This is a genomic window from Moritella sp. 24, from assembly GCF_018219155.1.
In the GTDB taxonomy this organism is placed as follows: domain Bacteria; phylum Pseudomonadota; class Gammaproteobacteria; order Enterobacterales; family Moritellaceae; genus Moritella.
The window spans coordinates 4,507,384-4,530,574 of the sequence record NZ_CP056123.1 but is presented as its reverse complement, the minus strand read 5'-3'; the positions used below and the strand labels follow the sequence as shown (position 1 = coordinate 4,530,574).

Annotated in this window: 18 protein-coding genes and 3 rRNA genes; 12 read left to right on the top strand and 9 right to left on the bottom strand. The window is 41.6% G+C overall.

Translation table 11 applies throughout. The features are described 5' to 3' along the window. Positions 1-18: 18 nt before the first annotated feature. The 5 genes from HWV00_RS20295 to def form a co-directional block, all read right to left on the bottom strand. Positions 19-1,464, bottom strand: coding sequence for a TrkH family potassium uptake protein (locus HWV00_RS20295; protein WP_211684088.1), 1,446 nt, complete (start codon positions 1,462-1,464; stop codon positions 19-21). A gap of 21 nt (positions 1,465-1,485) precedes the next feature. Then, positions 1,486-2,862: a Trk system potassium transporter TrkA gene (gene trkA, locus HWV00_RS20290; RefSeq protein WP_211684087.1), complete on the bottom strand. Its 1,377-nt coding sequence runs from the start codon at positions 2,860-2,862 to the stop codon at positions 1,486-1,488. Positions 2,863-2,999: 137 nt separating this feature from the next. Next, the gene (gene rsmB, locus HWV00_RS20285; protein WP_211684086.1) at positions 3,000-4,295 is read right to left on the bottom strand and encodes a 16S rRNA (cytosine(967)-C(5))-methyltransferase RsmB; all 1,296 of its coding nucleotides are present in this window, start codon (positions 4,293-4,295) and stop codon (positions 3,000-3,002) included. Positions 4,296-4,346: 51 nt separating this feature from the next. Next, on the bottom strand, positions 4,347-5,300 hold the full coding sequence (gene fmt, locus HWV00_RS20280; protein ID WP_211684085.1) for a methionyl-tRNA formyltransferase: 954 nt from the start codon (positions 5,298-5,300) through the stop codon (positions 4,347-4,349). A gap of 22 nt (positions 5,301-5,322) precedes the next feature. Beyond that, complete coding sequence (gene def / locus HWV00_RS20275) at positions 5,323-5,826, bottom strand: peptide deformylase (protein WP_211684084.1); 504 nt, start codon at positions 5,824-5,826, stop codon at positions 5,323-5,325. A 105-nt stretch (positions 5,827-5,931) separates the two neighbouring features. On the opposite strand from def, the gene HWV00_RS20270 reads away from it, so the two are divergent. The 7 genes from HWV00_RS20270 (at position 5,932) to aroE (ending at position 11,422) form a co-directional block, all read left to right on the top strand. Beyond that, complete coding sequence (locus tag HWV00_RS20270; protein WP_211684083.1) at positions 5,932-7,023, top strand: LysM peptidoglycan-binding domain-containing protein; 1,092 nt, start codon at positions 5,932-5,934, stop codon at positions 7,021-7,023. Positions 7,024-7,038: 15 nt separating this feature from the next. After that, positions 7,039-8,148 (top strand): DNA-processing protein DprA, encoded by a 1,110-nt coding sequence (gene dprA / locus HWV00_RS20265; RefSeq protein ID WP_255554846.1) that lies wholly within the window; start codon positions 7,039-7,041, stop codon positions 8,146-8,148. Continuing rightward, positions 8,148-8,624: a DUF494 family protein gene (locus HWV00_RS20260; RefSeq protein ID WP_211684082.1), complete on the top strand. Its 477-nt coding sequence runs from the start codon at positions 8,148-8,150 to the stop codon at positions 8,622-8,624. The genes dprA and HWV00_RS20260 overlap by 1 nt, the downstream gene beginning before the upstream one ends. Before the next feature lie 106 nt (positions 8,625-8,730). Next, the gene (locus HWV00_RS20255) at positions 8,731-9,300 is read left to right on the top strand and encodes a type I DNA topoisomerase (RefSeq protein WP_211684081.1); all 570 of its coding nucleotides are present in this window, start codon (positions 8,731-8,733) and stop codon (positions 9,298-9,300) included. Positions 9,301-9,361: 61 nt separating this feature from the next. Beyond that, positions 9,362-9,871: a 5-(carboxyamino)imidazole ribonucleotide mutase gene (gene purE, locus HWV00_RS20250; protein WP_211684080.1), complete on the top strand. Its 510-nt coding sequence runs from the start codon at positions 9,362-9,364 to the stop codon at positions 9,869-9,871. Between the two features lie 64 nt (positions 9,872-9,935). After that, a complete protein-coding gene (locus HWV00_RS20245) occupies positions 9,936-10,523 on the top strand; it encodes an L-threonylcarbamoyladenylate synthase (protein WP_211684079.1) in 588 nt (195 codons plus the stop codon). 86 nt (positions 10,524-10,609) lie between these two features. Then, on the top strand, positions 10,610-11,422 hold the full coding sequence (aroE, locus tag HWV00_RS20240; protein ID WP_211684078.1) for a shikimate dehydrogenase: 813 nt from the start codon (positions 10,610-10,612) through the stop codon (positions 11,420-11,422). A 67-nt stretch (positions 11,423-11,489) separates the two neighbouring features. Here the strand turns inward: aroE and HWV00_RS20235 are convergent, their stop codons facing one another. Continuing rightward, positions 11,490-12,032, bottom strand: a complete 543-nt coding sequence (locus HWV00_RS20235; protein ID WP_211684077.1) for a gamma carbonic anhydrase family protein — start codon at positions 12,030-12,032, stop codon at positions 11,490-11,492. A gap of 496 nt (positions 12,033-12,528) precedes the next feature. On the opposite strand from HWV00_RS20235, the gene HWV00_RS20230 reads away from it, so the two are divergent. From HWV00_RS20230 to rrf, 3 genes are all read left to right on the top strand, one after another. Next, positions 12,529-14,073, top strand: a 16S ribosomal RNA gene (locus tag HWV00_RS20230). Positions 14,074-14,339: 266 nt separating this feature from the next. Further along, positions 14,340-17,231, top strand: a 23S ribosomal RNA gene (locus HWV00_RS20225). A 126-nt stretch (positions 17,232-17,357) separates the two neighbouring features. Then, positions 17,358-17,473 (top strand): 5S ribosomal RNA (gene rrf, locus HWV00_RS20220). Together the 16S, 23S and 5S rRNA genes form the textbook arrangement of a ribosomal RNA operon. 155 nt (positions 17,474-17,628) lie before the next feature. On the opposite strand, the gene HWV00_RS20215 is transcribed toward rrf, so the two are convergent. Further along, positions 17,629-18,750 (bottom strand): phosphoserine transaminase, encoded by a 1,122-nt coding sequence (locus HWV00_RS20215; protein ID WP_211684076.1) that lies wholly within the window; start codon positions 18,748-18,750, stop codon positions 17,629-17,631. A gap of 176 nt (positions 18,751-18,926) precedes the next feature. Between HWV00_RS20215 and HWV00_RS20210 the strand changes: the two genes are divergently transcribed. After that, positions 18,927-19,322, top strand: a complete 396-nt coding sequence (locus tag HWV00_RS20210; RefSeq protein WP_211684075.1) for a phnA protein — start codon at positions 18,927-18,929, stop codon at positions 19,320-19,322. 101 nt (positions 19,323-19,423) lie between these two features. Beyond that, positions 19,424-20,614, top strand: coding sequence for an NAD(P)/FAD-dependent oxidoreductase (locus HWV00_RS20205; protein WP_211684074.1), 1,191 nt, complete (start codon positions 19,424-19,426; stop codon positions 20,612-20,614). Positions 20,615-20,677: 63 nt separating this feature from the next. On the opposite strand, the gene HWV00_RS20200 is transcribed toward HWV00_RS20205, so the two are convergent. Continuing rightward, complete coding sequence (locus HWV00_RS20200; RefSeq protein WP_211684073.1) at positions 20,678-22,261, bottom strand: hypothetical protein; 1,584 nt, start codon at positions 22,259-22,261, stop codon at positions 20,678-20,680. A gap of 102 nt (positions 22,262-22,363) precedes the next feature. Further along, positions 22,364-23,155, bottom strand: coding sequence for a Cof-type HAD-IIB family hydrolase (locus tag HWV00_RS20195; protein WP_211684072.1), 792 nt, complete (start codon positions 23,153-23,155; stop codon positions 22,364-22,366). Positions 23,156-23,191 lie beyond the last annotated feature (36 nt).

Here is a 23,191-nt window from a genome sequence, read left to right as displayed (position 1 = left end):
GCTTGTCATTCAATTATATTAACCTTTCCAAAATGCGGGGGTGACGAGTACTAATACGGTCATGATCTCCAGTCTTCCCATCAACATGCCTAAACTTAACGCCCATTTTGCAGAGTCAGGTAAGCTAGCAAAGTTACCGGCTGGGCCAATCACAGGACCCAGTCCCGGCCCCACATTTGCTACAGCGGTAATTGCGCCTGTAATACTGGTTATCGGATCTAAACCTATGATACTTAATACGGCAGCTAATATCGAAATAGTGGCGATAAACGCACTACCAAAGGCCACAACAGAGCGCACAATCACATCATTCACATTACGACCATTGTAATGCTGTCTAAATACGCCTGACGGGTGAACAAGTTGCGACATTTGTTTACGAAATAGGGTAAACGCGATTTGAAAACGGAATATTTTGATACCGCCAGATGTAGATCCCGAACAGGCACCAGTAAACATTAATCCTGCGAACAGTACGCTCGTGAACTCTCCCCAAGTACCGAAATCGGTTAAACCAAAACCGGTGGTTGTGACGACAGATACGATATTGAACATACTGATTCGGATCGCATCGGTGAGGTTAAATACGTCTTTTTGCCACAGATAAAGTGACATCATTAGCGTTGTGACGATGACGAGTTTCGCAAACCCTATTATTTGAGCATCTTTTACGAGGATTCTTATATCACGGCGATGGATTGCACTGATCAAAAGCAAAAAGGGTAGGCCACCTAAAAACATGAAGAAGGTACCATTCCATTGTGCGGAATCAGAAAAGTGTGCCATGGATTGATCTGAGGTAGAGTAGCCACCTGTTGAGAGAGTTGTCATTGCATGGTTAACAGCTTCAAAGCTCGTCATACCTGCGACTAAGTATCCAAAGTAGCACAATATCGTTAAGCTTAAGTACACATACATCACGTATGCTGCGGTATGCTGAGTCTTAGCTGTGTTTTTATCAGACCAATCAGATGATTCGGTTTGAAATAAACGCATACCACCGACATTTAGATAGGGTAATACGGCCACACCCATTACCACGAAACCGACGCCGCCTAACCACTGTAAAATGGAACGCCATAGCAGTACGCTATGCGCCATCGTATCCAAATTAGAAAGTACTGTTGAACCTGTTGTCGTGATACCAGACATGGTTTCAAAATAGGCGTCAGTATAGCTAATATGCTGAATTAGCATGAACGGCAGTGCTGCAAATGCAGAGGCAATAATCCAGACACAGGTTGTCAGCAAAAACATTTCACGGATACCAAGGCGAAAGACTTTCGATCGCCCTTTATGCCAGAATAAACCTGATGCAATGGTGGTGATTATAATTGATTTGAAGAATTCAGGTGCGCCATGGCCATCGGTAGCTAAAGCCAATACTAAAGGAGCAACCATAAACATGGCAAGAGCGCGGAGTACCACACTCGCCATGAACAATACCGGTTTAAAATTAACCATGGAACAAGTTTCTATGCGTGTTTATAAGAAAAACGGACTTGGTTGAAAAAGTTTTTCTACATCAGGGATGAACTTTTTATCAACGAGGAACATAACGACGTGATCATCTTGTTCAATGACTGTTTTGTCATGGGCAATTAAAACGGTGTCATTACGGACAATTGCGCCAATCGTAGTACCTAATGGTAGTTTTAAGCTACCGACTGTACGACCTACAACGCGAGATGTTAATTTATCACCATGCGCAATCGCTTCAATCGCTTCAGCTGCCCCACGACGCAATGAATATACGTTGGCAATATCAGCACGACGCACATGGGTTAACAACGCGGAGATTGTTGCTTGTTGTGGCGATATGGCAATATCAATGGTACCGCCTTGGACTAAATCCACATAAGCACCACGTTGAATTAATACCATGGCTTTTTTCGCGCCCATGCGTTTAGCAAGCATTGCCGACATGATATTTGCTTCATCGTCATTGGTTACGGCGATAAATACATCCGTTTGATCAATGTGTTCTTCGCTCAGTAATTCCTGATCAGATGCATCGCCACAGAATACAATCGTATTGTTGAGCATTTCAGACAGCTGTTCTGCTCGAGTGATGTTACGTTCGATTAATTTAACCGAATAATCACGTTCTAAACGAGTTGCTAGTGCTGCACCGATATTACCACCGCCCGCAATAATAATACGACGATAAGGTTTTTCGAGCTTTTGTAACTCACTCATTACGGCTCGGATATTATTGCTTGCGGATACAAAGAATACTTCGTCATCGGCTTCAATAATCGTCGTACCTAGTGGGCGGATCGGCTTTCCTTGACGGAAAATAGCGGCTACTCGGGCTTCTACGTTCGGCATATGCTCACGTAATGCTGCGAGAGCATTACCAACTAATGGACCTCCGTAATAGGCTTTTAGCGCAACTAAACCCACTTTGTTATTCGCGAAGTTAACCACTTGCAGTGCACCAGGGTAGTCGATCAGACGTTTAATATAGTCTGTTACCAGTTGCTCGGGGGCAATTAAGTGGTCGACAGCAATTGCATCGTTATGGAATAAGGTTTCTTTGTTGTGGAGATAAGATTCGTTTCTAATTCGGGCTATTTTATTTGGTGTATTAAAGAGGGTGTAAGCAACCTGACAAGCAATCATATTGGTTTCGTCATTGTTGGTTACTGCAACGAGCATATCAGCATCTTGTGCACCCGCTTCACGAAGCACGTCTGGATTAGCACCGTGACCTTCAACAACACGTAAATCAAATTTATCTTGTAAATTTCTTAAGCTGTTACCATCGCGATCAATAATGGTGATGTCATTATTTTCACCAACTAAATTTTCAGCTAATGTGCCGCCAACCTGGCCTGCACCGATAATGATGATTTTCATTTAACCTCGCACCAAATAAAATTGTCATGATCTGTTTTGATTAAGCGATTCTACGCTTATCTAAGGTAAAGTCGAATAACGCCAATAGTTTATAGCCAAACTATAACAACTATAGCTTGGCTTGTATGACAGTATCGTTATGCTTTCTTCTGTAATTTCGCGTAGAAGAACCCATCCATACCTTGGGTATTTGGTAGGATCTGCCAGCTTGATGCTTGATCATCACTATTTTTTGTTAGCGGAATCAGTGCTGCATCTGGAGTACGAGCAACAAATTGAGCAATTTGTTCACTGTTTTCAGCAGGTAAAATTGAGCATGTTGCATATAGCAAGGTGCCACCTGGTTTTAGCTGCTGCCACATAGCGTCTAAAATTTCAGATTGTAATTGTACTAATGGTGCAATGTCGCTATCACGACGTAACCATTTAATATCAGGATGACGACGAATAACGCCCGTTGCACTACAAGGGGCATCTAATAATATGCGATCAAACTTATCACCTTTCCACCAATCTTCAGGCTTACTTGCATCGCCGTGAATAAGTTCAGCTTCTAATTGCATACGGGTTAGGTTTTCTTGTACACGGCTCAAACGTGTCGCATCGAAATCAACGGCAACAAGGTGTTTTAATGCTGGTTGGCGCTCTAAAATATGCGCTGTTTTACCACCTGGCGCGGCACAAGCATCAAGAATTAATTCGCCTGGTTGCGCGTCTAGGAATTGCGCTGCAAATTGTGCTGCACCATCTTGTACAGAACTGTGACCTTCTGCAAAACCAGCTAGCTTATAAACGTCGGTTGGCTTTTCTAAACGCAGTGCTGAACTTGCACTTTCTACGATATCAGCAACGATTTCATCAGCGGCTAATAATGCTTGATAATCAGCTTGATTATGATGCTGTTGATTAACACGGATCCACATTGGTGGGCGTTCATTATTAGCCATTAATACATCTTGCCATTGTTCTGGATAAGCCGCTTTAATACGCTTAATTAACCAGCCTGGATGACCAAATTTACACGCATCATTACCGTCTGCTTGAGCTTCTAGATCATCTTGTTGGCGTTGGTAATTACGTAAAATTGCATTAACTAAACCACTCAATTTAGGTGATTTTAATACTTTGATTGCGTTTACTGTTTCTGCTACTGCTGCATGTGCAGGAATGCGCATGAATTTTAATTGGTATAAACCAACTAAAATTAAGAAATGAACAGGTCTTTGCTTACCGGTTAATGGTTTACTCATTAGTTGACGGCTAATAAATTCAAGACGTGGCAACCAGCGCAATACGCCGTAACAGATCTCCTGTAGTAAAGCACGATCCTTGGCTGGTAATAATTGCTGAGCAATTGGTAAGGCTGTCGTCAATGACTGACCTCTATCAACAACTTGGTAAAGTACTTTTGCAGCGCTAGCTCTGGTTTTCATGGTTATATATCCGCGGTAGAACCGCTCAATGTTGGTGAGCGGTTATAGGTATTAAATAGAATTAAGTAATTGGCCAACAGTAAACCACTCTTTACGAGCGTTTAATATGTCCTGAACTGGCATGGCTTTTTTACCTGCAAGCTGCATGTTTAATAACGTTAAAACGCCATTACCCGTTGCGACTTGAATGCCTTGTTTTGTTGCCGCTATAACAGTGCCTGGCTGCGCATCGGTACTTTCTTCACTGATGCTTGTTTGCCAAATTTTAACATTCTGTTCAGCAATTTGTGTATAACTTACAGGCCAAGGGTTAAAAGCACGCACTTGACGTTCAATTTCTACAGCTGATTGAGTCCAATCTATGTTTGCTTCTTCTTTGCTTAGTTTTGATGCATAGTTTGCTTGTTCGTCATCTTGCACTTCAGCAACGGCTGTGTTGTTACTGATTTGTGCTAATGTTTCTAGCAAACCTTGTGGGCCGAGCTCTGCTAGTTTGTCATATAAACTTGCACTGGTTTCATCATCAGCAATTGGGCATGTAACTTTGTGTAGCATGGCACCGGTATCTAGGCCTAAGTCCATTTGCATAATCGTTACGCCAGTTTCTGAATCGCCAGCCCAAATTGAACGTTGGATTGGTGCTGCACCACGCCATCTTGGTAATAACGAACCGTGCACGTTAATACAACCTAAACGTGGAGTATCGAGTACAATTTGTGGCAGGATTAAGCCATAAGCAACCACAACCATGAGATCTGCATTTAACGCTGCTAATTCTTGTTGTGCTTCTTCATTACGTAAACTAACTGGTTGGTAAACTGGAATATCATGGCTTACTGCAAGTTGTTTTACATCGCTTGGTTTTAATTTTTTACCACGACCAGCTGGACGGTCTGGTTGGCTGTATACAGCGATCACTTCATGCTCTGAATTTAATAATGCAGAGAGATGTTTTGCGGCAAAATCGGGTGTGCCAGCAAAAATAATGCGTAGTGGTTTAGTCAAGATTAATTCCTACTTTGTATTCTTATTTGTTTTGACGTGCTAGCTTTTCTAGCTTTTTTCGAATTCTTTGCTGTTTTAGCGGCGATAAGTAGTCAATGAAGAGTTTTCCATTCAGGTGATCTACTTCGTGCTGTAAACAAATGGCTAATAAATCATGGGCTTCTAGTGTAAACTCATTACCATCACGGTCTAGTGCTGTTACAGTCACGCTTTCTGCGCGAGGCACAAAAGCGCGTGATTCTGGTACCGATAGGCAACCTTCTTCAATACCTGTATCACCGGATTTATCGGTAAGTACTGGATTGATAAGGATCAGAGGTTCATCGCGTGTTCCTGACAGATCGATAACAACAATGCGTTGTAAAATATTAACTTGTACAGCGGCTAAACCAATGCCTTCTTCGGCATACATGGTTTCGAGCATGTCATCGATGATGGTTTGTATCGCTGGTGTGATTTCCTGCACAGGTTGAGCAATTTTTTTCAATCGATCATCAGGAAAATGTAAAACTTCTAATATAGCCATGGTACTTTCTTATTTTGAATGGATTCAAATAACGCTTAATTTTGACGTAAAACGTTACAATAATCACTATAAATATAAGCGTTCAAACAACAATTAGGAAAGGATATGTCCATAAAACGTCGTTTGATCTTTGCTTTGGCTGCTATTTTACCTTTTTTAGCGCATGCTGATAGCTTAAACTTAAAAAATCAATACCCCACTGAATATATCGTTAAAGAAGGTGATACCCTTTGGGATATATCGAGTAAATACTTACAAAGCCCGTGGTTATGGCCACAATTGTGGGATGCTAATCCAGCATTAGATGATCCGCATCTTATCTATCCCGGCGATAAACTACAATTGATCTTTGTCGATGGGCAGCCACGCTTAGTACGTAATCATGTACGTAAACGTATATTAAAAGTCTCTCCCAAAGCACGGCCTGAGTTAAAAGGGAGTCGTGCTATCCCAACTATACCGCTTAAACTGATCAATTCTTTTTTAAGCCGTGATTATGTAGCCGCCGATGATAAATTAAAATTGGCCCCTGTGATCTTAGGCAATAATGATGGCAATACCACATTCCTTGTTGGTCATAGTATTTTTGCTTCAAGCTCTTTAAAGCCTGGTCAATACGGTATTTATCGTCGTGGTCGTACTTATATGGATCCGGTGACGAAAGAAAAACTGGGTAATGAAGTCGAATTCATCGCTATTGCACGTGTTGTCAATACTGGCACTGAGACGGTTCCAGCAAAATTATTAATTTTAAAAAGTACAAAAGAAGCGCGTAAAGGTGATCGATTATTACCAATGCCGGAACAAGACCGATTACCGGTTTATTTTCAACCGCGTAATTTTCAGCTGGCAAGTGATGGTGTGATTGTTGCCGCCGATGAAAAATACAGTGCGATTGGCAAAAATGATGTGGTGATCATTAACCGTGGTTGGCGTGATAGTGTTGGTGCTGGTGATGTATTCTCAGTATTAAAGCGTGGTAAAACGATTATTCGCAATGAACAAGATCTGGATTTTAATTACGACGATCAAGTTAACCAGTACGATAAGCTATTTGGTAGCAAAAATGAGTTACAGCTCCCAGATGAACGGATCGGAGAAATGATGGTGTTCAAAGTTTATGACAAAGTAAGCCTTGCGCTTATCACACACAGCTCACAAGTGATTAAACTTAACGATAAGGTAAGTAATTTATGATAACTAGGTAAAGTAATGATGGTTAATGAGCAAGATAAATATTGGTTAGCGCTATACGACGTACCTAAGATTGGAGGGAGTAGGGCGCTAAAGTTATTGCAAAAAACATCGTTAACTACATTATTTACCAGCTCTGCGCAGTATCTACAATCTCTTGGTTTGGATGCCGCGCAGCAGCAAGCTATTCTCAATCCCGATTGGTCGACTATCGATCACTCTCTTAACTGGCTTTCAATCAGTGAAGATCGTTATTTAATTCCTATCACTTCTCAGCATTATCCCTTGGCATTAAAAAATATCGCATCACCCCCTTTGTTGTTATATCTCGAAGGGAACATTAAGCTCTTATCCAAGCCTCAAATTGCGATGGTTGGCACCCGAAATCCGAGTTATTACGGTAAGCGACATGCACATCAGCTTTCTGCTGAATTAGTATTACAGGGATTGGTTGTGACGAGTGGCCTCGCAATTGGTATTGATAGCGAATGCCATCGTAGTGTATTAGAAAGCAAAGGGGAGACTATTGCTGTTCTAGGTACTGGATTAGCGAATATTTACCCTAAGCGTCATCAAAAATTAGCACAACAGATCCGAGAGCAAGGTGCTTTAGTTTCTGAATTTAGTCCTTTTACACAAGCGAGGCCCGAGAACTTCCCTCGTCGTAACCGTATTGTTAGCGGGCTGTCTCTTGGGGTGATAGTTATTGAAGCTGCGTTAAAGAGTGGTTCGTTGATTTCGGCCCGTTATGCACTAGAACAAGGACGAGAGGTGTTTGCAGTGCCGGGCGCGATAGATAATCCCATGGCTGCGGGTTGTCACTATTTGATCCAACAAGGTGCAAAACTCATTACTCAAACAAGTGATATAACTGATGAACTCACATATATAAATGTAAGTACGAAATTTGAGCAAACAGACCTGTTCAGCTCTGATCCCGAAACTGTTTCATTGCCAAATCAAATTATCTTAGATAGTGTCGGTTATGAGGTAACGACAGCAGATTTCATTGCTGAGCGCAGCCAACAACCTGTTAGCCAAGTATTAACGAGTTTAATTGAACTCGAACTTGATAATTGGGTGAGTGTTGTGCCCGGCGGCTATGTGAGATCGCAACGGAGGCGCTAATGCTAGATATACTTATTTATCTTTTCGAAAACTTTTATGAACAAAATGAATCTGAGTTCTTAGTTGATCGAGATGACTTACTAGGTGAGTTAATTCAGGCTGGTTTTGCTGAAGCTGAAATACATAAAGCGATTACATGGATTGAAAATTTAGTCGAATTACGTAATGGTGGTGTGCAAACTCATCTGCAAGTTTCAAGTGTGAGTTCGATGCGAATTTATACTGAAGCTGAGCAATTTTATATAAATACTGAATGCCGTGGTTTTCTATTATTTTTAGAGCATATTAATGTGCTTAATATTGAAACGAGAGAAATGGCTATTGCACGTTTAGTTGAACTTGAAAACACTAACATGGATCTTGATGACATAAAGTGGATTATTTTGATGGTGTTATTTAATGTTCCAAACGGCGAAAAAGCGTATTTACAGATGGAAGAATTAGTGCAAGCTAAAACTCATGAGTATCTACACTAAACTATAAATTATAGTGAACGGGCGATTTTAATTGCATTAATTACTGGCATAAAATGTCAATTTTGCTAATATCCGCCCATCAATTATTCATTTTAAAATTGTTCAAATGTCTAAAAGTGACGACAAACTATTTACAGTTCATGAACATGCCTTGGAGAAAGAGTACGAGACGTGCCCGCAATGCGGTGCTGAGTTAAGTATTAAAAATTCCAAATCAGGCCCCTTTTTAGGTTGCAATAATTATCCAACTTGTGAATATTCACGCCCTCTATCAAATCAGTCTCATTTCGAAGATGACAAAGTACTTGCCGGTTCAGTATGCCCAGAGTGCCAGCATGAGCTCGCATTAAAGCGTGGCCGTTATGGCTTTTTTATCGGCTGCACTCAATTTCCAGCCTGCAATTACATGTCTAAAACAGAAACACCAGATGAAACCGGAATATGTTGCCCGCAGTGTAAATCGGGTGATTTGATGCAGAAAAAATCGCGTTATGGAAAGATATTTTATTCTTGTAATAAATACCCACAGTGTAAATACATTATTAATTTCAAGCCAGTTTCAGAATCTTGCCCAGAGTGTCAATGGGCCATTTTAGTTGAAAAGAAAACCAGTAATGGAAAACAACTTATTTGTCCACAAAAAAAATGTGGTTATAAGCGTGCTTTATTAGAATAGTGGTTAACACTATCAGTTAATTTAAATAATTAAAGATAACTCATACGGAAAGGGAATAATTATGTCTACACAATTTGTTGCAGTATTAATGGGCTCAGATTCAGATTTACCTGTCATGCAGGCTACACTGAATGTGCTTAAATCATTTGAAATCCAGTACGAAGTGAAAGTAACTTCTGCTCACCGTACGCCTGCAGCGACACATCAGTATGTTACTGATGCAGAAAGCCGTGGTTGTGCAGTCTTTATTTGTGCTGCAGGTCTTGCTGCTCACTTAGCTGGTGCAGTTGCTGGTATTACAACGCATCCTGTTATTGGCGTGCCAATTGACGCAGGCCCTTTACAAGGTATGGATGCATTATTATCTACAGTTCAAATGCCTGGTGGTGTACCTGTTGCTTCTGTAGCAATCGGTAGCGCTGGCGCTAAAAATGCGGGTTACCTTGCAGCTCAAATGTTAGCAATTGGTAACCCAGAAATGGCTGCAAAAGTAAAAGCTGAACGTCAAGCAAATGCAGCCAGCATTATTGCTAAAGATGCAGCACTACAAGCTAAACTAAAAGCACTATAATAAGTTAGTCTTATAACTGTCGTTATAGAGTCAGAAATGGTAGCGTAAGCTACCATTTTTATTTATGACTATTAATAATAGATATATCACAGTGAATAATTCAACAGCTATTCGTAATGCCGTCACAGCATTACAACATCAACAGGTTATAGCCTATCCAACAGAAGCCGTTTTTGGGTTAGGTTGTGATCCAATGAATGAGCAAGCGGTTCAACGCTTATTAACCATCAAACAGCGTCCTGTTGAAAAAGGTTTGATCTTAATTGCTGCAAACTTAGCGCAGTTAAATGATTATGTCGATTTAACCTTATTATCTACAGCGCAAATCAATAAGATTAATCAAACTTGGCCTGGTCCTGCAACTTGGGTTATGCCTGCTAAAGCACAAGTACCGAAATGGTTAACAGGACAATTTGATAGCATTGCTGTTCGTGTATCTGCACACCCGACAGTGCAAACCTTATGTCTCGCTTTTGGTGGTCCAATTACATCAACCAGTGCTAATTTAACGGGGTTAACACCTTGTGTGACTGCTGAGGAAGTGGCTGCACAATTAGAATCTCACCTTGGCGCTATTGTTGATGAGCCCGTTGGTGAACTTTCACAACCGACAACGATCACAGATGCGCTTACTGGCAAGGTTTATCGTTAGTCTCAATAATACTTATTGACCGTTATAGTAATATCATTGTTTACTCGATTTTTCTTTCGTCCATTTCATTACAGGAGTTGTGCAATATGGATCGTTATGCCGTATTTGGTAATCCAATTAACCACAGTAAATCACCGATGATTCATACTTTGTTTGCTCAGCAAACTGCGCAGGATCTTAGTTATCAGGCAATTGAAGCGCCAATTAATGGCTTTGTTACTGCAATGAATACGTTTTTCTCTCAGGGAGGGAAGGGTTGTAATATTACCGTGCCTTTTAAAGAGGATGCTTTTTCATTTGCTAAGGAATTAACAGCAAGAGCACAGCTTGCTGGTGCGGTTAATACGCTTTATCTTCGTGATGATGGCTGTGTTATTGGTGATAATACAGATGGTTTTGGTCTTGTTCATGATTTATTACAATATACAGAATTAACGAATAAACGCATTTTATTACTTGGTGCAGGTGGTGCTGCACGTGGGGTAATAGGACCATTATTAGATCAAGGTATAAAAGAACTTGTTATTGCAAACCGTACTGATGCAAAAGCACAGCAGTTAGCATCATTATTTAATGGTAAAGGTAATATTAACGCATGCGGCTTTACTGAGCTAAATGGCCATTTTGATCTTATTATTAATTCTACGTCTGCGAGTTTGTCTGGTGCTATCCCTGCCATTTCATCTACATTAATTAATACAGATACAATTTGCTATGACATGATGTATAAAGCAGGCATGACAGCTTTCAATTCATGGGCGGCAGAACAAGGTGCTGAAATTGTGATTGACGGTTTGGGCATGTTAGTTGGCCAGGCTGCTGAGAGTTTTAAAGTTTGGCGAGGGGTCACACCTATTATGTCTTCAGTGCTTACTGAATTAAGAAAGACGATCAAATAATAATATTATTAGCCCCCGCTAAATAGAATGTTAGCAGGGGCCTGCATACTATTTAATAATATGTCCGCTATTGGCTGTCTTCAATATACTCATTTTTAAGAATCACGTAATTGTCAGCTGATAGTTTTAAGAATGCGATTTCTTCTGTTGTTAATTTTCGAGCTTGTTTTGCTGGGCTGCCTATATATAGATAACCACTGATTAATTTTTTTCGTGGTGGGACTAAGGTGCCAGCTCCGATCATGACGTCATCCTCAATAATCGCCCCATCAAGTATAATTGATCCCATGCCGATGAGTACTCGATTACCAATAGTACATGCATGTAATAGTGCCTTGTGACCAACTGTTACATCTTCACCTATCAGTAAAGGAATGCCGTTGGGGTTTGCTGGACTCTTACGGGTGACGTGTAATACGCAACCATCTTGTACATTGGTACGCGCACCGATACTGATTTTGTTTACATCTCCACGTGCAGCAACGAGTGGCCATATACTGGCATCTTCATCTATAGTTATATTTCCGATAAGGACTGCTGATTTGTCAACGTAAGCTGAATTGGCTAGCTGCGGTGAAATTCCTCGGTATTCTCTAAGTGAAGTACTCATTATTGTCCTTATATAGTCATTAATGTTAGTCAGTGGTCAATATGCATAGTAAACAACCAGCATTAATAGCGCTATATTATTTTCTTAGAAATGACTTGCCTGTAAATGTTTAATCCCTATAATGGCGCCTCACTGACACGGCAACAGCCGCTAAGTTAAGGTGTTTAAAAGCGACTTAGGTTACTTTTTAAACTTCCTGAATAAAGCATAAATATGTGCTTGACTTCAAAATTGGTTTGCGTAGAATACGCAGCCTGACTACGACGCAAGACGTCAAGGTCAACGCTCTTTAACAATTTATTCAAGCAATCTGTGTGAGTACTTACAGAGATATAATGACCAAAAATTATATCAATGTAATTATGAACATTAAATTAAATCGAAAGATTTGGTTTTATAAACAACAAACCTCGGTTTGTTGTTGAAGTACAGAATTCATTGAGCCGACTTGATACTTATTATCAGTAATGATTTTAGGCATCAGTCAAAAAACTTTTAATTGAAGAGTTTGATCATGGCTCAGATTGAACGCTGGCGGTAGGCTTAACACATGCAAGTCGAGCGGAAACGAAGAATAGCTTGCTATTCTGGCGTCGAGCGGCGGACGGGTGAGTAATGCTTGGGAATCTGCCTAGTCGAGGGGGACAACAGTTGGAAACGACTGCTAATACCGCATACGACCTACGGGTGAAAGGGGGCCTCTTCTTGAAAGCTCTCGCGACTAGATGAGCCCAAGTGGGATTAGCTTGTTGGTGAGGTAAGAGCTCACCAAGGCGACGATCCCTAGCTGGTCTGAGAGGATGATCAGCCACACTGGAACTGAGACACGGTCCAGACTCCTACGGGAGGCAGCAGTGGGGAATATTGCACAATGGAGGAAACTCTGATGCAGCCATACCGCGTGTATGAAGAAGGCCTTCGGGTTGTAAAGTACTTTCAGCGAGGAGGAAAGGTAAGTAGTTAATAACTGCTTACTGTGACGTTACTCGCAGAAGAAGCACCGGCTAACTCCGTGCCAGCAGCCGCGGTAATACGGAGGGTGCAAGCGTTAATCGGAATTACTGGGCGTAAAGCGCATGCAGGCGGTTTGTTAAGCGAGATGTGAAAGCCCCGGGCTCAACCTGGGAACTGCATTTCGAACTGGCAAACTAGAGTTCTTGAGAGGGTGGTAGAATTTCAGGTGTAGCGGTGAAATGCGTAGAGATCTGAAGGAATACCAGTGGCGAAGGCGGCCACCTGGCAAGTAACTGACGCTCAGATGCGAAAGCGTGGGTAGCAAACGGGATTAGATACCCCGGTAGTCCACGCCGTAAACGATGTCTACTCGGAGTTTGGTTCCTTGAGAACTGGGCTCTTAAGCTAACGCATTAAGTAGACCGCCTGGGGAGTACGGCCGCAAGGTTAAAACTCAAATGAATTGACGGGGGCCCGCACAAGCGGTGGAGCATGTGGTTTAATTCGATGCAACGCGAAGAACCTTACCTACTCTTGACATCCATAGAACTTTTCAGAGATGAATTGGTGCCTTCGGGAACTATGAGACAGGTGCTGCATGGCTGTCGTCAGCTCGTGTTGTGAAATGTTGGGTTAAGTCCCGCAACGAGCGCAACCCTTATCCTTATTTGCCAGCACGTAATGGTGGGAACTCTAAGGAGACTGCCGGTGATAAACCGGAGGAAGGTGGGGACGACGTCAAGTCATCATGGCCCTTACGAGTAGGGCTACACACGTGCTACAATGGCGCATACAAAGGGCTGCAAACCAGCGATGGTAAGCGAATCCCATAAAGTGCGTCGTAGTCCGGATTGGGGTCTGCAACTCGACCCCATGAAGTCGGAATCGCTAGTAATCGTGAATCAGAATGTCACGGTGAATACGTTCCCGGGCCTTGTACACACCGCCCGTCACACCATGGGAGTGGGCTGCACCAGAAGTCATTAGCTTAACCTTCGGGAGGGCGATGACCACGGTGTGGTTCATGACTGGGGTGAAGTCGTAACAAGGTAGCCCTAGGGGAACCTGGGGCTGGATCACCTCCTTACGTAAAGTTGTTAATTTTTGTAAGTGCCCACACAAATTGCTTGAATAGAAAACGTTAAAGACGTTAGAGAGTAAAGATAAGCAACGCTTATCTTTGCTTTTTAGCAAATTGCTCTTTAAAAATTTGGAAAGCTGAATAAATAAAGAAGTTCTTAAAACACGTTATTACTTAGGTAATAACAATATAGTGTTCTTGAGTATTCTTGAGGCGAAAAAAACTAGATAATACCTAGTTATTTCAATTGTACGGTCGACTTTAGATTGTATGGTTAAGTGACTAAGCGTATACGGTGGATGCCTAGGCAGTCAGAGGCGATGAAGGACGTGTTAATCTGCGTTAAGCTGTGGGGAGTTGATAAAAAGCGTTAATCCACAGATTTCCGAATGGGGGAACCCACTCTACTTTGTAGAGTATCGTAACGTGAATACATAGCGTTACGAAGCGAACCGGGAGAACTGAAACATCTAAGTACCCCGAGGAAAAGAAATCAATAGAGATACCCTTAGTAGCGGCGAGCGAACGGGGTCTAGCCCTTAAGCAGTTTGGAAGTTAGTGGAAGATTCTGGAAAGTTTCACGATACAGGGTGATAGTCCCGTACATGAAAACGACCTTACTGTGAAATCGAGTAGGACGGCACACGTGATATGCTGTTTGAATATGGGAGGACCATCTTCCAAGGCTAAATACTACTGACTGACCGATAGTGAACCAGTACCGTGAGGGAAAGGCGAAAAGAACCCCTGTGAGGGGAGTGAAATAGAACCTGAAACCGTATACGTACAAGCAGTGGGAGCAGACTTGTTCTGTGACTGCGTACCTTTTGTATAATGGGTCAACGACTTAATTTCAGTAGCAAGGTTAAGCGAATAGCGGAGCCGTAGGGAAACCGAGTGTTAACTGCGCGAATAGTTGCTGGGATTAGACCCGAAACCCGGTGATCTAGCCATGGGCAGGTTGAAGGTTGAGTAACATCAACTGGAGGACCGAACCGACTAATGTTGAAAAATTAGCGGATGACTTGTGGCTGGGGGTGAAAGGCCAATCAAACCGGGAGATAGCTGGTTCTCCTCGAAAGCTATTTAGGTAGCGCCTCGCGTCTAACTATTGGGGGTAGAGCACTGTTAAGGCTAGGGGGTCATCCCGACTTACCAACCCTTTGCAAACTCCGAATACCAATAAGTTCAATCGCGGGAGACACACGGCGGGTGCTAACGTCCGTCGTGGAAAGGGAAACAACCCAGACCGTCAGCTAAGGTCCCAAAGTGTATGTTAAGTGGGAAACGATGTGGAAAGGCTCAGACAGCCAGGAAGTTGGCTTAGAAGCAGCCATCTTTTAAAGAAAGCGTAATAGCTCACTGGTCGAGTCGGTCTGCGCGGAAGATTTAACGGGGCTAAACATACCACCGAAGCTACGGATGCAAGACTTGTTCTTGCATGGTAGAGGAGCGTTCTGTAAGCCGTTGAAGGTGAGTTGAGAAGCTTGCTGGAGGTATCAGAAGTGCGAATGTTGACATGAGTAACGATAATGGGGGTGAAAAACCTCCACGCCGAAAGACCAAGGGTTCCTGTCCAACGTTAATCGGGGCAGGGTGAGTCGACCCCTAAGGCGAGGCCGAAAGGCGTAGTCGATGGGAAACTGGTTAATATTCCAGTACTCACTTATATTGCGATGGGGTGACGGAGAAGGTTAGGCTAGCATGGCGATGGTTGTCCATGTTTAAGGTTGTAGGCTGTATTCTTAGGCAAATCCGGGAATACATTAAGGCTGAGAACTGATGACGAGTCTCTACGGAGATGAAGTAGTTGATACCCGGCTTCCAGGAAAAACCTCTAAGCTTCAGATATAAGAGAATCGTACCCCAAACCGACACAGGTGGTTAGGTAGAGAATACTAAGGCGCTTGAGAGAACTCGGGTGAAGGAACTAGGCAAAATGGTACCGTAACTTCGGGAGAAGGTACGCCAATGATGGTGAAGGACTTGCTCCGTAAGCTATTGTTGGTCGCAGAGAAATGGTGGCTGCAACTGTTTATTAAAAACACAGCACTGTGCAAAATCGAAAGATGACGTATACGGTGTGACGCCTGCCCGGTGCCGGAAGGTTAATTGATTGGGTTAGACTTAGGTCGAAGCTCATGATCGAAGCCCCGGTAAACGGCGGCCGTAACTATAACGGTCCTAAGGTAGCGAAATTCCTTGTCGGGTAAGTTCCGACCTGCACGAATGGCGTAATGATGGCCACGCTGTCTCCACCCGAGACTCAGTGAAATTGAAATCGCTGTTAAGATGCAGTGTACCCGCGGCTAGACGGAAAGACCCCGTGAACCTTTACTATAGCTTGGCACTGAACATTGAACCTACATGTGTAGGATAGGTGGGAGACTGTGAAACATTGTCGCTAGATGATGTGGAGTCTATCTTGAAATACCACCCTTGTACGTTTGATGTTCTAACGTAGGCCCCTTATCGGGGTTGCGGACAGTGTCTGGTGGGTAGTTTGACTGGGGCGGTCTCCTCCCAAAGAGTAACGGAGGAGCACGAAGGTTGGCTAAACATGGTTGGACATCATGTGGTTAGTGCAAAGGCATAAGCCAGCTTAACTGCGAGACAGACACGTCGAGCAGGTACGAAAGTAGGTCTTAGTGATCCGGTGGTTCTGAATGGAAGGGCCATCGCTCAACGGATAAAAGGTACTCCGGGGATAACAGGCTGATACCGCCCAAGAGTTCATATCGACGGCGGTGTTTGGCACCTCGATGTCGGCTCATCACATCCTGGGGCTGAAGTTGGTCCCAAGGGTATGGCTGTTCGCCATTTAAAGTGGTACGCGAGCTGGGTTTAGAACGTCGTGAGACAGTTCGGTCCCTATCTGCCGTGGGCGTTTGAGAATTGAGAGGAGCTGCTCCTAGTACGAGAGGACCGGAGTGGACGAACCACTGGTGTTCGGGTTGTTATGCCAATAGCATTGCCCGGTAGCTAAGTTCGGAACTGATAACCGCTGAAAGCATCTAAGCGGGAAGCAGGCCTCGAGATGAGTTCTCACTGGGACTTTAAGTCCCCTGAAGGGCCGTTGGAGACTACAACGTTGATAGGCAAGGTGTGTAAGTGCTGTGAGGCATTGAGCTAACTTGTACTAATTACCCGTGAGGCTTAACCATACAAATTAAAGTATGATTAATTGAAATATCGACTTAAGAATAGATTGAACACTTTATGTTTTAAAGACTTCTTTATTTATAGCTTTTCAGATTTTAGAGATACATTTTGAAAGCAAACAAGATTTGCTTGGTGACCATAGTGTTACGGTACCACCTGATCCCATTCCGAACTCAGTAGTGAAACGTAATAACGCCGATGGTAGTGTGGGGCTTCCCCATGTGAGAGTAGGGCATCGCCAAGCGCCAAATTAGAGAGAGCCGATATCAGTGATGGTATCGGCTTTTTTGTGTCTAAAATTCAGTGAAATCGCGTGATAGTACTGATAGCGACGACAAGCAAGATAATAAAAAACCAGCCGACGGCTGGTTTTTGGTTTCAGCTTAAAGATAAAATTTGTTAGTTTTTATCTTTAACATTCTCATAAGCCCAAGTGAGCCAAGGCAATAGTAATTCAATATTATGTGATTCAACCGTAGCGCCACACCAAATACGAAGTCCTGATGGTGCATCTTTATATGAGTTAATATCGAAAGCCACTTGCTGTTCGGCTAATAGTTTACAAAATACTTTCAGTTGATCATCTGTGAGGGATAGGCGTAAACATACGCTTGTATTTGAACGACATTCAGGTTGCTCGGCAAGGAACTCAATCCAATCATTTTGACTGACAAAGTTCGTTAAAATAGCTAAATTGTGTTCAGAACGCGTAATTGCACTTTCAACGCCACCTATTTCTGTTATCCAATTTAATGCATCTAAATAATCCGCAACACATAACATCGACGGGGTATTTATCGTGGCACCTTTGAAGATACCCTCAATAAGTTTACCGTTTTTAGTTAAGCGGAAAATTTTTGGCAGGGGCCAAGGCGGGGTGTAAGACTCTAAGCGTTCAACTGCCGCCGGGCTTAGTACGATCATGCCATGCGCACCTTCACCACCCAGCACCTTTTGCCAGCTAAATGTCGTTACGTCGAGTTTATCCCAATCCATCTGCATTGCAAAAACTGCAGATGTCGCATCACAAATGGTTAATCCACTACGTTGAGAGTCGATCCAATCTGCATTTTCAACTTTAACGCCAGACGTTGTACCATTCCAAGTAAAAATGATGTCATGATCTGAACTTGTTTGAGTTAGATCTGGAAGTTGACCGTAATCTGCCGTTATTGCATTTACATCACTGAGCTGTAATTCGTTTTTTATATCACTGAACCAACCTTTACCAAATGATTCCCAGTAGCAAACATCGACAGGTTTTTTCCCAAGTAATGACCATAACATCATTTCCATTGCGCCAGTATCAGATGCTGGCACAATAGCTGCTTGATAGTTAGAGGGAATTTTTAATAGCGCTTTAGTTTGTTTGATGGCTTGTTGTAGCGCTGCTTTACCGACATTAGAACGGTGTGAGCGACCGAGAGTACTTATATCCAGTTGTGCTAATTCATAGCCTGGACGCTTACTGCAAGGGCCTGAAGAGAAATTTGGATTCAGGGGTTTGTTACTTGGGATCATTTGTTATTCCTTTACTAAAATGCTATCCATGTGAATCGATTATAGCAATCCACTTCTCATCTATGAAGTATTTAAACTAGTGATATTTTATAGTATTTTTTATTAGTGCTAACGTTTGCTATTCCTGACAAATAAACGTATTTTCAACACAGTTTAAATATATAGGAATTGAAATCATGGCTAAAGGCTTAGACAAACATCAGCATAGAAAAGATGAATTAAATGCATTCGGTAAAAACTTAGCACGACGTGCTCGTTCGCATTGTGAAACATGTGACGCTTCAGGTGTGAAACTCAATATTTTTGAAGTTGCACCGGTCCCGACAACTCCGGATTATGATGATTGTATTTTGATTTGTGATACTTGCAGTGAACAGCTTAATAATCCAAAACGTATTGATGCTGACCATTGGCGTTGTTTGAATAAATCAATGTGGTCTGAAGTTGCTATCGTGCAAGTTACGGCTATTCGCATGCTACGCGTATTGGCTGAAAAGCATGAATGGGCCGCAGACCTTGATGAAATGGCTTACTTAGAACCGGAAGTTGAAGAGCGTATTAACAAGCTGTAATAAATCTCTCTATATCTTACTTGAAGTCGTTTGGGTATCTGGATAATTAATGCTATTCTGCGGCTCCATTTTTGTATTGTAGTTTAAATTAGAGGTCTTCGATGAGCCAAAGTTGTGATGTGATTGTAATTGGTGCTGGCGCAGCAGGATTGATGTGTGCAGCAAGTGCTGGTTACCGAGGTCGCTCTGTATTGGTTCTCGATAATGCCAAGAAAGCAGGTCGTAAAGTATTAATTAGTGGTGGTGGTCGTTGTAACTTTACCAACAACGCGCTATCTACAGATGCTTTTATTTGTGCAAATCCACATTTTGTTAAATCTGCATTAAGCCGTTATACAGCGTGGAATTTCATTGATATGGTTGAACGCCATGGCGTCGCTTATCATGAGCGTGAACATGGGCAGTTATTCTGTGATGATTCAGCAAAAGACATCGTTGATATGTTACATACAGAATGTGATTGGGCTGGCGTTAAGATTCAATTACGTACTGAAATTTTATCTATTGAAAAAGCGGATGATGAACGTTTTCATCTTGAAACGAGTCAAGGGGCATTAAATTGTGAGTCATTAGTTGTCGCAACTGGTGGTTTATCTATGCCTAAATTGGGTGCAACCCCTTTTGGATATAAGATCGCGGAGCAGTTCGGTTTAAAAGTAAATCCGACTAAAGCTGGCCTCGTTCCTTTTACTTTACAGCAGCATGATAAAGATAAATATGCTGATCTGTCAGGTGTTAGTTTACCTGTAAATATCACGACAGAATCAGGTGTTAGCTTTAAAGAGGCGCTATTATTTACCCATCGAGGCTTATCCGGTCCTTCAGTATTACAAGTATCTTCGTATTGGAATCCAGGTGAAGCGGTTAGCATTAACTTGTTACCTGATGCTGATATTATTGAAACCTTAGCAGGCATGACTGAATCAAGTCCAAATCAAGCATTAAAAACATCCTTAGGGCGTTTATTACCGAAACGACTTGTTGAGATATTTTATGCCGATGATTTGTTACCTGAATGCACGCTTAAACAATTACAGCATAAAGATCTTAATGATATATCAACGCTATTACATAGCTGGAAAGTAAAGCCGAATGGTACCGAAGGCTATAGAACAGCTGAAGTTACTCTAGGCGGTGTCGATACTGATGAACTTTCGTCAAAAACGATGGAAGCTAAAAAAGCAGCAGGCTTATACTTTATTGGTGAAGTTATGGACGTAAGTGGTTGGTTAGGTGGTTATAATTTCCAGTGGGCTTGGTCTTCAGGCTGGAGTTGCGGACAGTTTACATAGTTGTTGATTAGCACTTAATGAAACTTTGAGTCATTCATTTATAACCCAAAGTTTAAGTCTTATTTACTTTATTGGAATCGCGTTATCAGCCGTTAATGGGTTGCTGATTAGCTGCACTTGAGTAAACGTATTTTTATTGGCTTGTATACCATTACTCACTTTAGCGGGATAGTTTATTCCGTTAAAGTCTAATTGCTGCCATCTTTGATTATTCTTCATTAATAAACTTTGCCATTGATAATTTTGTGTCTGGCTGATCTGGATAGGGACTTGAGCTTCAGATATCCGACTTACAAATTTATAGCCATTTACTTTATTTTCAAATACTAATAAAACACACCCACCAGTTTTGCACCAATCAAGCATGACTAATAGATCTTTGCGACCATTGCCATTTAAGTCATATTCACTAAACCAGTATTTTGAGTGAGCAGATTTGGTTTTATGCATCGTGAAGTAGCGCTTTATGGCGTTGTTAATTGCGGGTGTACTTACCCTCGGTGATACTAGGTTTTCTGGTAGAAATATGCGTTCAGAAGTATTGCGCTCTAGAGTGAAAACTGATTCTGTCTTTATACTTTCGGTTATTCTATCGAGTGTTAAGACTGAGCCATTAAAACTATAGTTTTGATTATTTCGCCACTGCTGATCGGCTTCTAACTTGACTCCATCACGGCGAAAGTGAAAAACGATGTTTGCTTTATTTTCCTGACGTTTAGTTAGCAGTAATTTTAATCCTGATGAACCGTATAAATGCCAATAACCACTTTCATTGATTTCATTACCATTGTTATAAAGATATCTAACATTAGCTTGGTGATGTGCTAATAGTGCTAACTCGATCGTGACATTATTATTTTTATAACGATAGTGACCAAGCCAATTGCCTATGCTGTCTTGTTGGTTAGGATATTGACCACAGCCTTTTATTTGTTTGTTTTTTAAATATACCGTTGTTTCATACTGCCAATAATTATTGTTGTTATCTATACATCCATTTCCAGCAAAGGATATATTAAGCTGTTCCCCACTGTCGTTTTCAGTTTCTACGAATGCATGTAGACCTTTTGTTACTACACTCTTCTTAATCGTCCATTTACTGTTTAAATCTTTAATGATGAATGTCAGTTCATTATCTTGGCCGTAGCCTCTCCAATTTAATTCAGATCCTATGATTTGAAAGCTTGCTGCCGAGAGGGGCGTTTTACAACTGGTTTTACTTTGACTAGATAAATAATGCAGTTGTTCTACACTGATATTTGCGCGTAGGTGAGTTGGGTTTAATGATTGGTTAATTTGACCTTCGAATTCAATATAGGCTTTATTTTTATTTAACTGTTTAATTTGTTTTAATAAATGACTATTTGGTTGGAGATTAAAAATCTGATCATTATGGCATAAGCGTATGGTACGTTGCTGCGCTGTTATTGTTACCACTCCATTGAAATTAGTGTATTTAGGTGGGATCACTGAAGTATGTGGTTCACTGTTAATCACACCTGTTAAAGGTTGTGAGTTAAGTGCTGATTTTGATATTTGCTGTTTGCTGTTATCGAGAGAATAAAGGCTATTGCTTATAATTGGTTGATACGATTGCACGCAGCCTGTCATTATAAGCAGGCTGAGATAGGTTATAACTCGAAGCATAATTCATCCTTGATATCGAGAGTTTATCTAATAGTTAATTAGTTACCGAGATTCCATTCTGAGTAACTAATTCTAATTTATTATGCGGTTGGCAGTTATTAACTACAATATATTTTTTTCAATATACTGTGCAACGCCATCTTCTGCTGAATCACCTATCATTTCGAAGTCAGGTAGTGCGTTTTTAAGCATTACGGAAGCATTACCCATTATTAAACCTTTATCAACAGCTTGTAACATCTCTAAATCATTCATACCATCACCAAAGGCAATTGTTTCAGCCATCGTGAAGCCTTTTATTTTTAGTACCTCAGTCAGTGCTTCAGCTTTATTAACTTTGATATCCATCACTTCGAGGCATTCTGGTAATGAAAATGAGACATTTAGTTGTGTGCTGTACTGTGCGTTGATTTGATCTGCTAATTTAACTAAGTCATCATGCGGGCCACAGAAAAAGAACTTCGCAATACCTGCTTTTTCTAAGGTGGTGATATCGACCACTTGATAGCTAAAGGTAGAATCCTGACTAAAGCTAAGGATCTCTGGATTAGGCTTATTCACAAACCACTCGTCATCGCGATAAATATTAGCTTGTATTGTTTTTGGTAAATCGATTTCAGAGATTATTTGAGCGATATCTGTAGATACATTTTTGCTGTAAATTAGCTCTCCCTTATTGTTATGTACACGCGCACCATTTGAGGTGATAAGGTAAATCTCTGCATCAATTGTTTTTCTGATCGCTTCTACATCAACGTTATGACGACCAGTGGCGATGATAAATTTTTTATCTTGTTTTAATAGCTTATGGATCGTCGTTTTGGTTTGCTCTGAGACTATATGCGCAGGCGTTAGTAACGTACCATCTAAATCAGAAACGATAACTTTATACATTTAAACCTCAATATTTACTTTATTTTATGTACCTAA

Excerpts from the sequence above, each read along its gene's own strand:
- HWV00_RS20260 (WP_211684082.1), top strand. The coding sequence starts at position 8,148 with ATGCTAGATATACTTATTTATCTTTTCGAAAACTTTTATGAACAAAAT.
- dprA (WP_255554846.1), top strand. The coding sequence starts at position 7,039 with ATGATGGTTAATGAGCAAGATAAATATTGGTTAGCGCTATACGACGTA.
- HWV00_RS20215 (WP_211684076.1), bottom strand. The coding sequence starts at position 18,750 with ATGATCCCAAGTAACAAACCCCTGAATCCAAATTTCTCTTCAGGCCCT.
- HWV00_RS20210 (WP_211684075.1), top strand. The coding sequence starts at position 18,927 with ATGGCTAAAGGCTTAGACAAACATCAGCATAGAAAAGATGAATTAAAT.
- trkA (WP_211684087.1), bottom strand. The coding sequence starts at position 2,862 with ATGAAAATCATCATTATCGGTGCAGGCCAGGTTGGCGGCACATTAGCT.
- HWV00_RS20270 (WP_211684083.1), top strand. The coding sequence starts at position 5,932 with ATGTCCATAAAACGTCGTTTGATCTTTGCTTTGGCTGCTATTTTACCT.
- HWV00_RS20195 (WP_211684072.1), bottom strand. The coding sequence starts at position 23,155 with ATGTATAAAGTTATCGTTTCTGATTTAGATGGTACGTTACTAACGCCT.
- HWV00_RS20205 (WP_211684074.1), top strand. The coding sequence starts at position 19,424 with ATGAGCCAAAGTTGTGATGTGATTGTAATTGGTGCTGGCGCAGCAGGA.
- HWV00_RS20245 (WP_211684079.1), top strand. The coding sequence starts at position 9,936 with ATGACTATTAATAATAGATATATCACAGTGAATAATTCAACAGCTATT.
- def (WP_211684084.1), bottom strand. The coding sequence starts at position 5,826 with ATGGCTATATTAGAAGTTTTACATTTTCCTGATGATCGATTGAAAAAA.
- purE (WP_211684080.1), top strand. The coding sequence starts at position 9,362 with ATGTCTACACAATTTGTTGCAGTATTAATGGGCTCAGATTCAGATTTA.
- HWV00_RS20295 (WP_211684088.1), bottom strand. The coding sequence starts at position 1,464 with ATGGTTAATTTTAAACCGGTATTGTTCATGGCGAGTGTGGTACTCCGC.
- rsmB (WP_211684086.1), bottom strand. The coding sequence starts at position 4,295 with ATGAAAACCAGAGCTAGCGCTGCAAAAGTACTTTACCAAGTTGTTGAT.
- HWV00_RS20235 (WP_211684077.1), bottom strand. The coding sequence starts at position 12,032 with ATGAGTACTTCACTTAGAGAATACCGAGGAATTTCACCGCAGCTAGCC.
- HWV00_RS20255 (WP_211684081.1), top strand. The coding sequence starts at position 8,731 with ATGTCTAAAAGTGACGACAAACTATTTACAGTTCATGAACATGCCTTG.
- HWV00_RS20200 (WP_211684073.1), bottom strand. The coding sequence starts at position 22,261 with ATGCTTCGAGTTATAACCTATCTCAGCCTGCTTATAATGACAGGCTGC.
- aroE (WP_211684078.1), top strand. The coding sequence starts at position 10,610 with ATGGATCGTTATGCCGTATTTGGTAATCCAATTAACCACAGTAAATCA.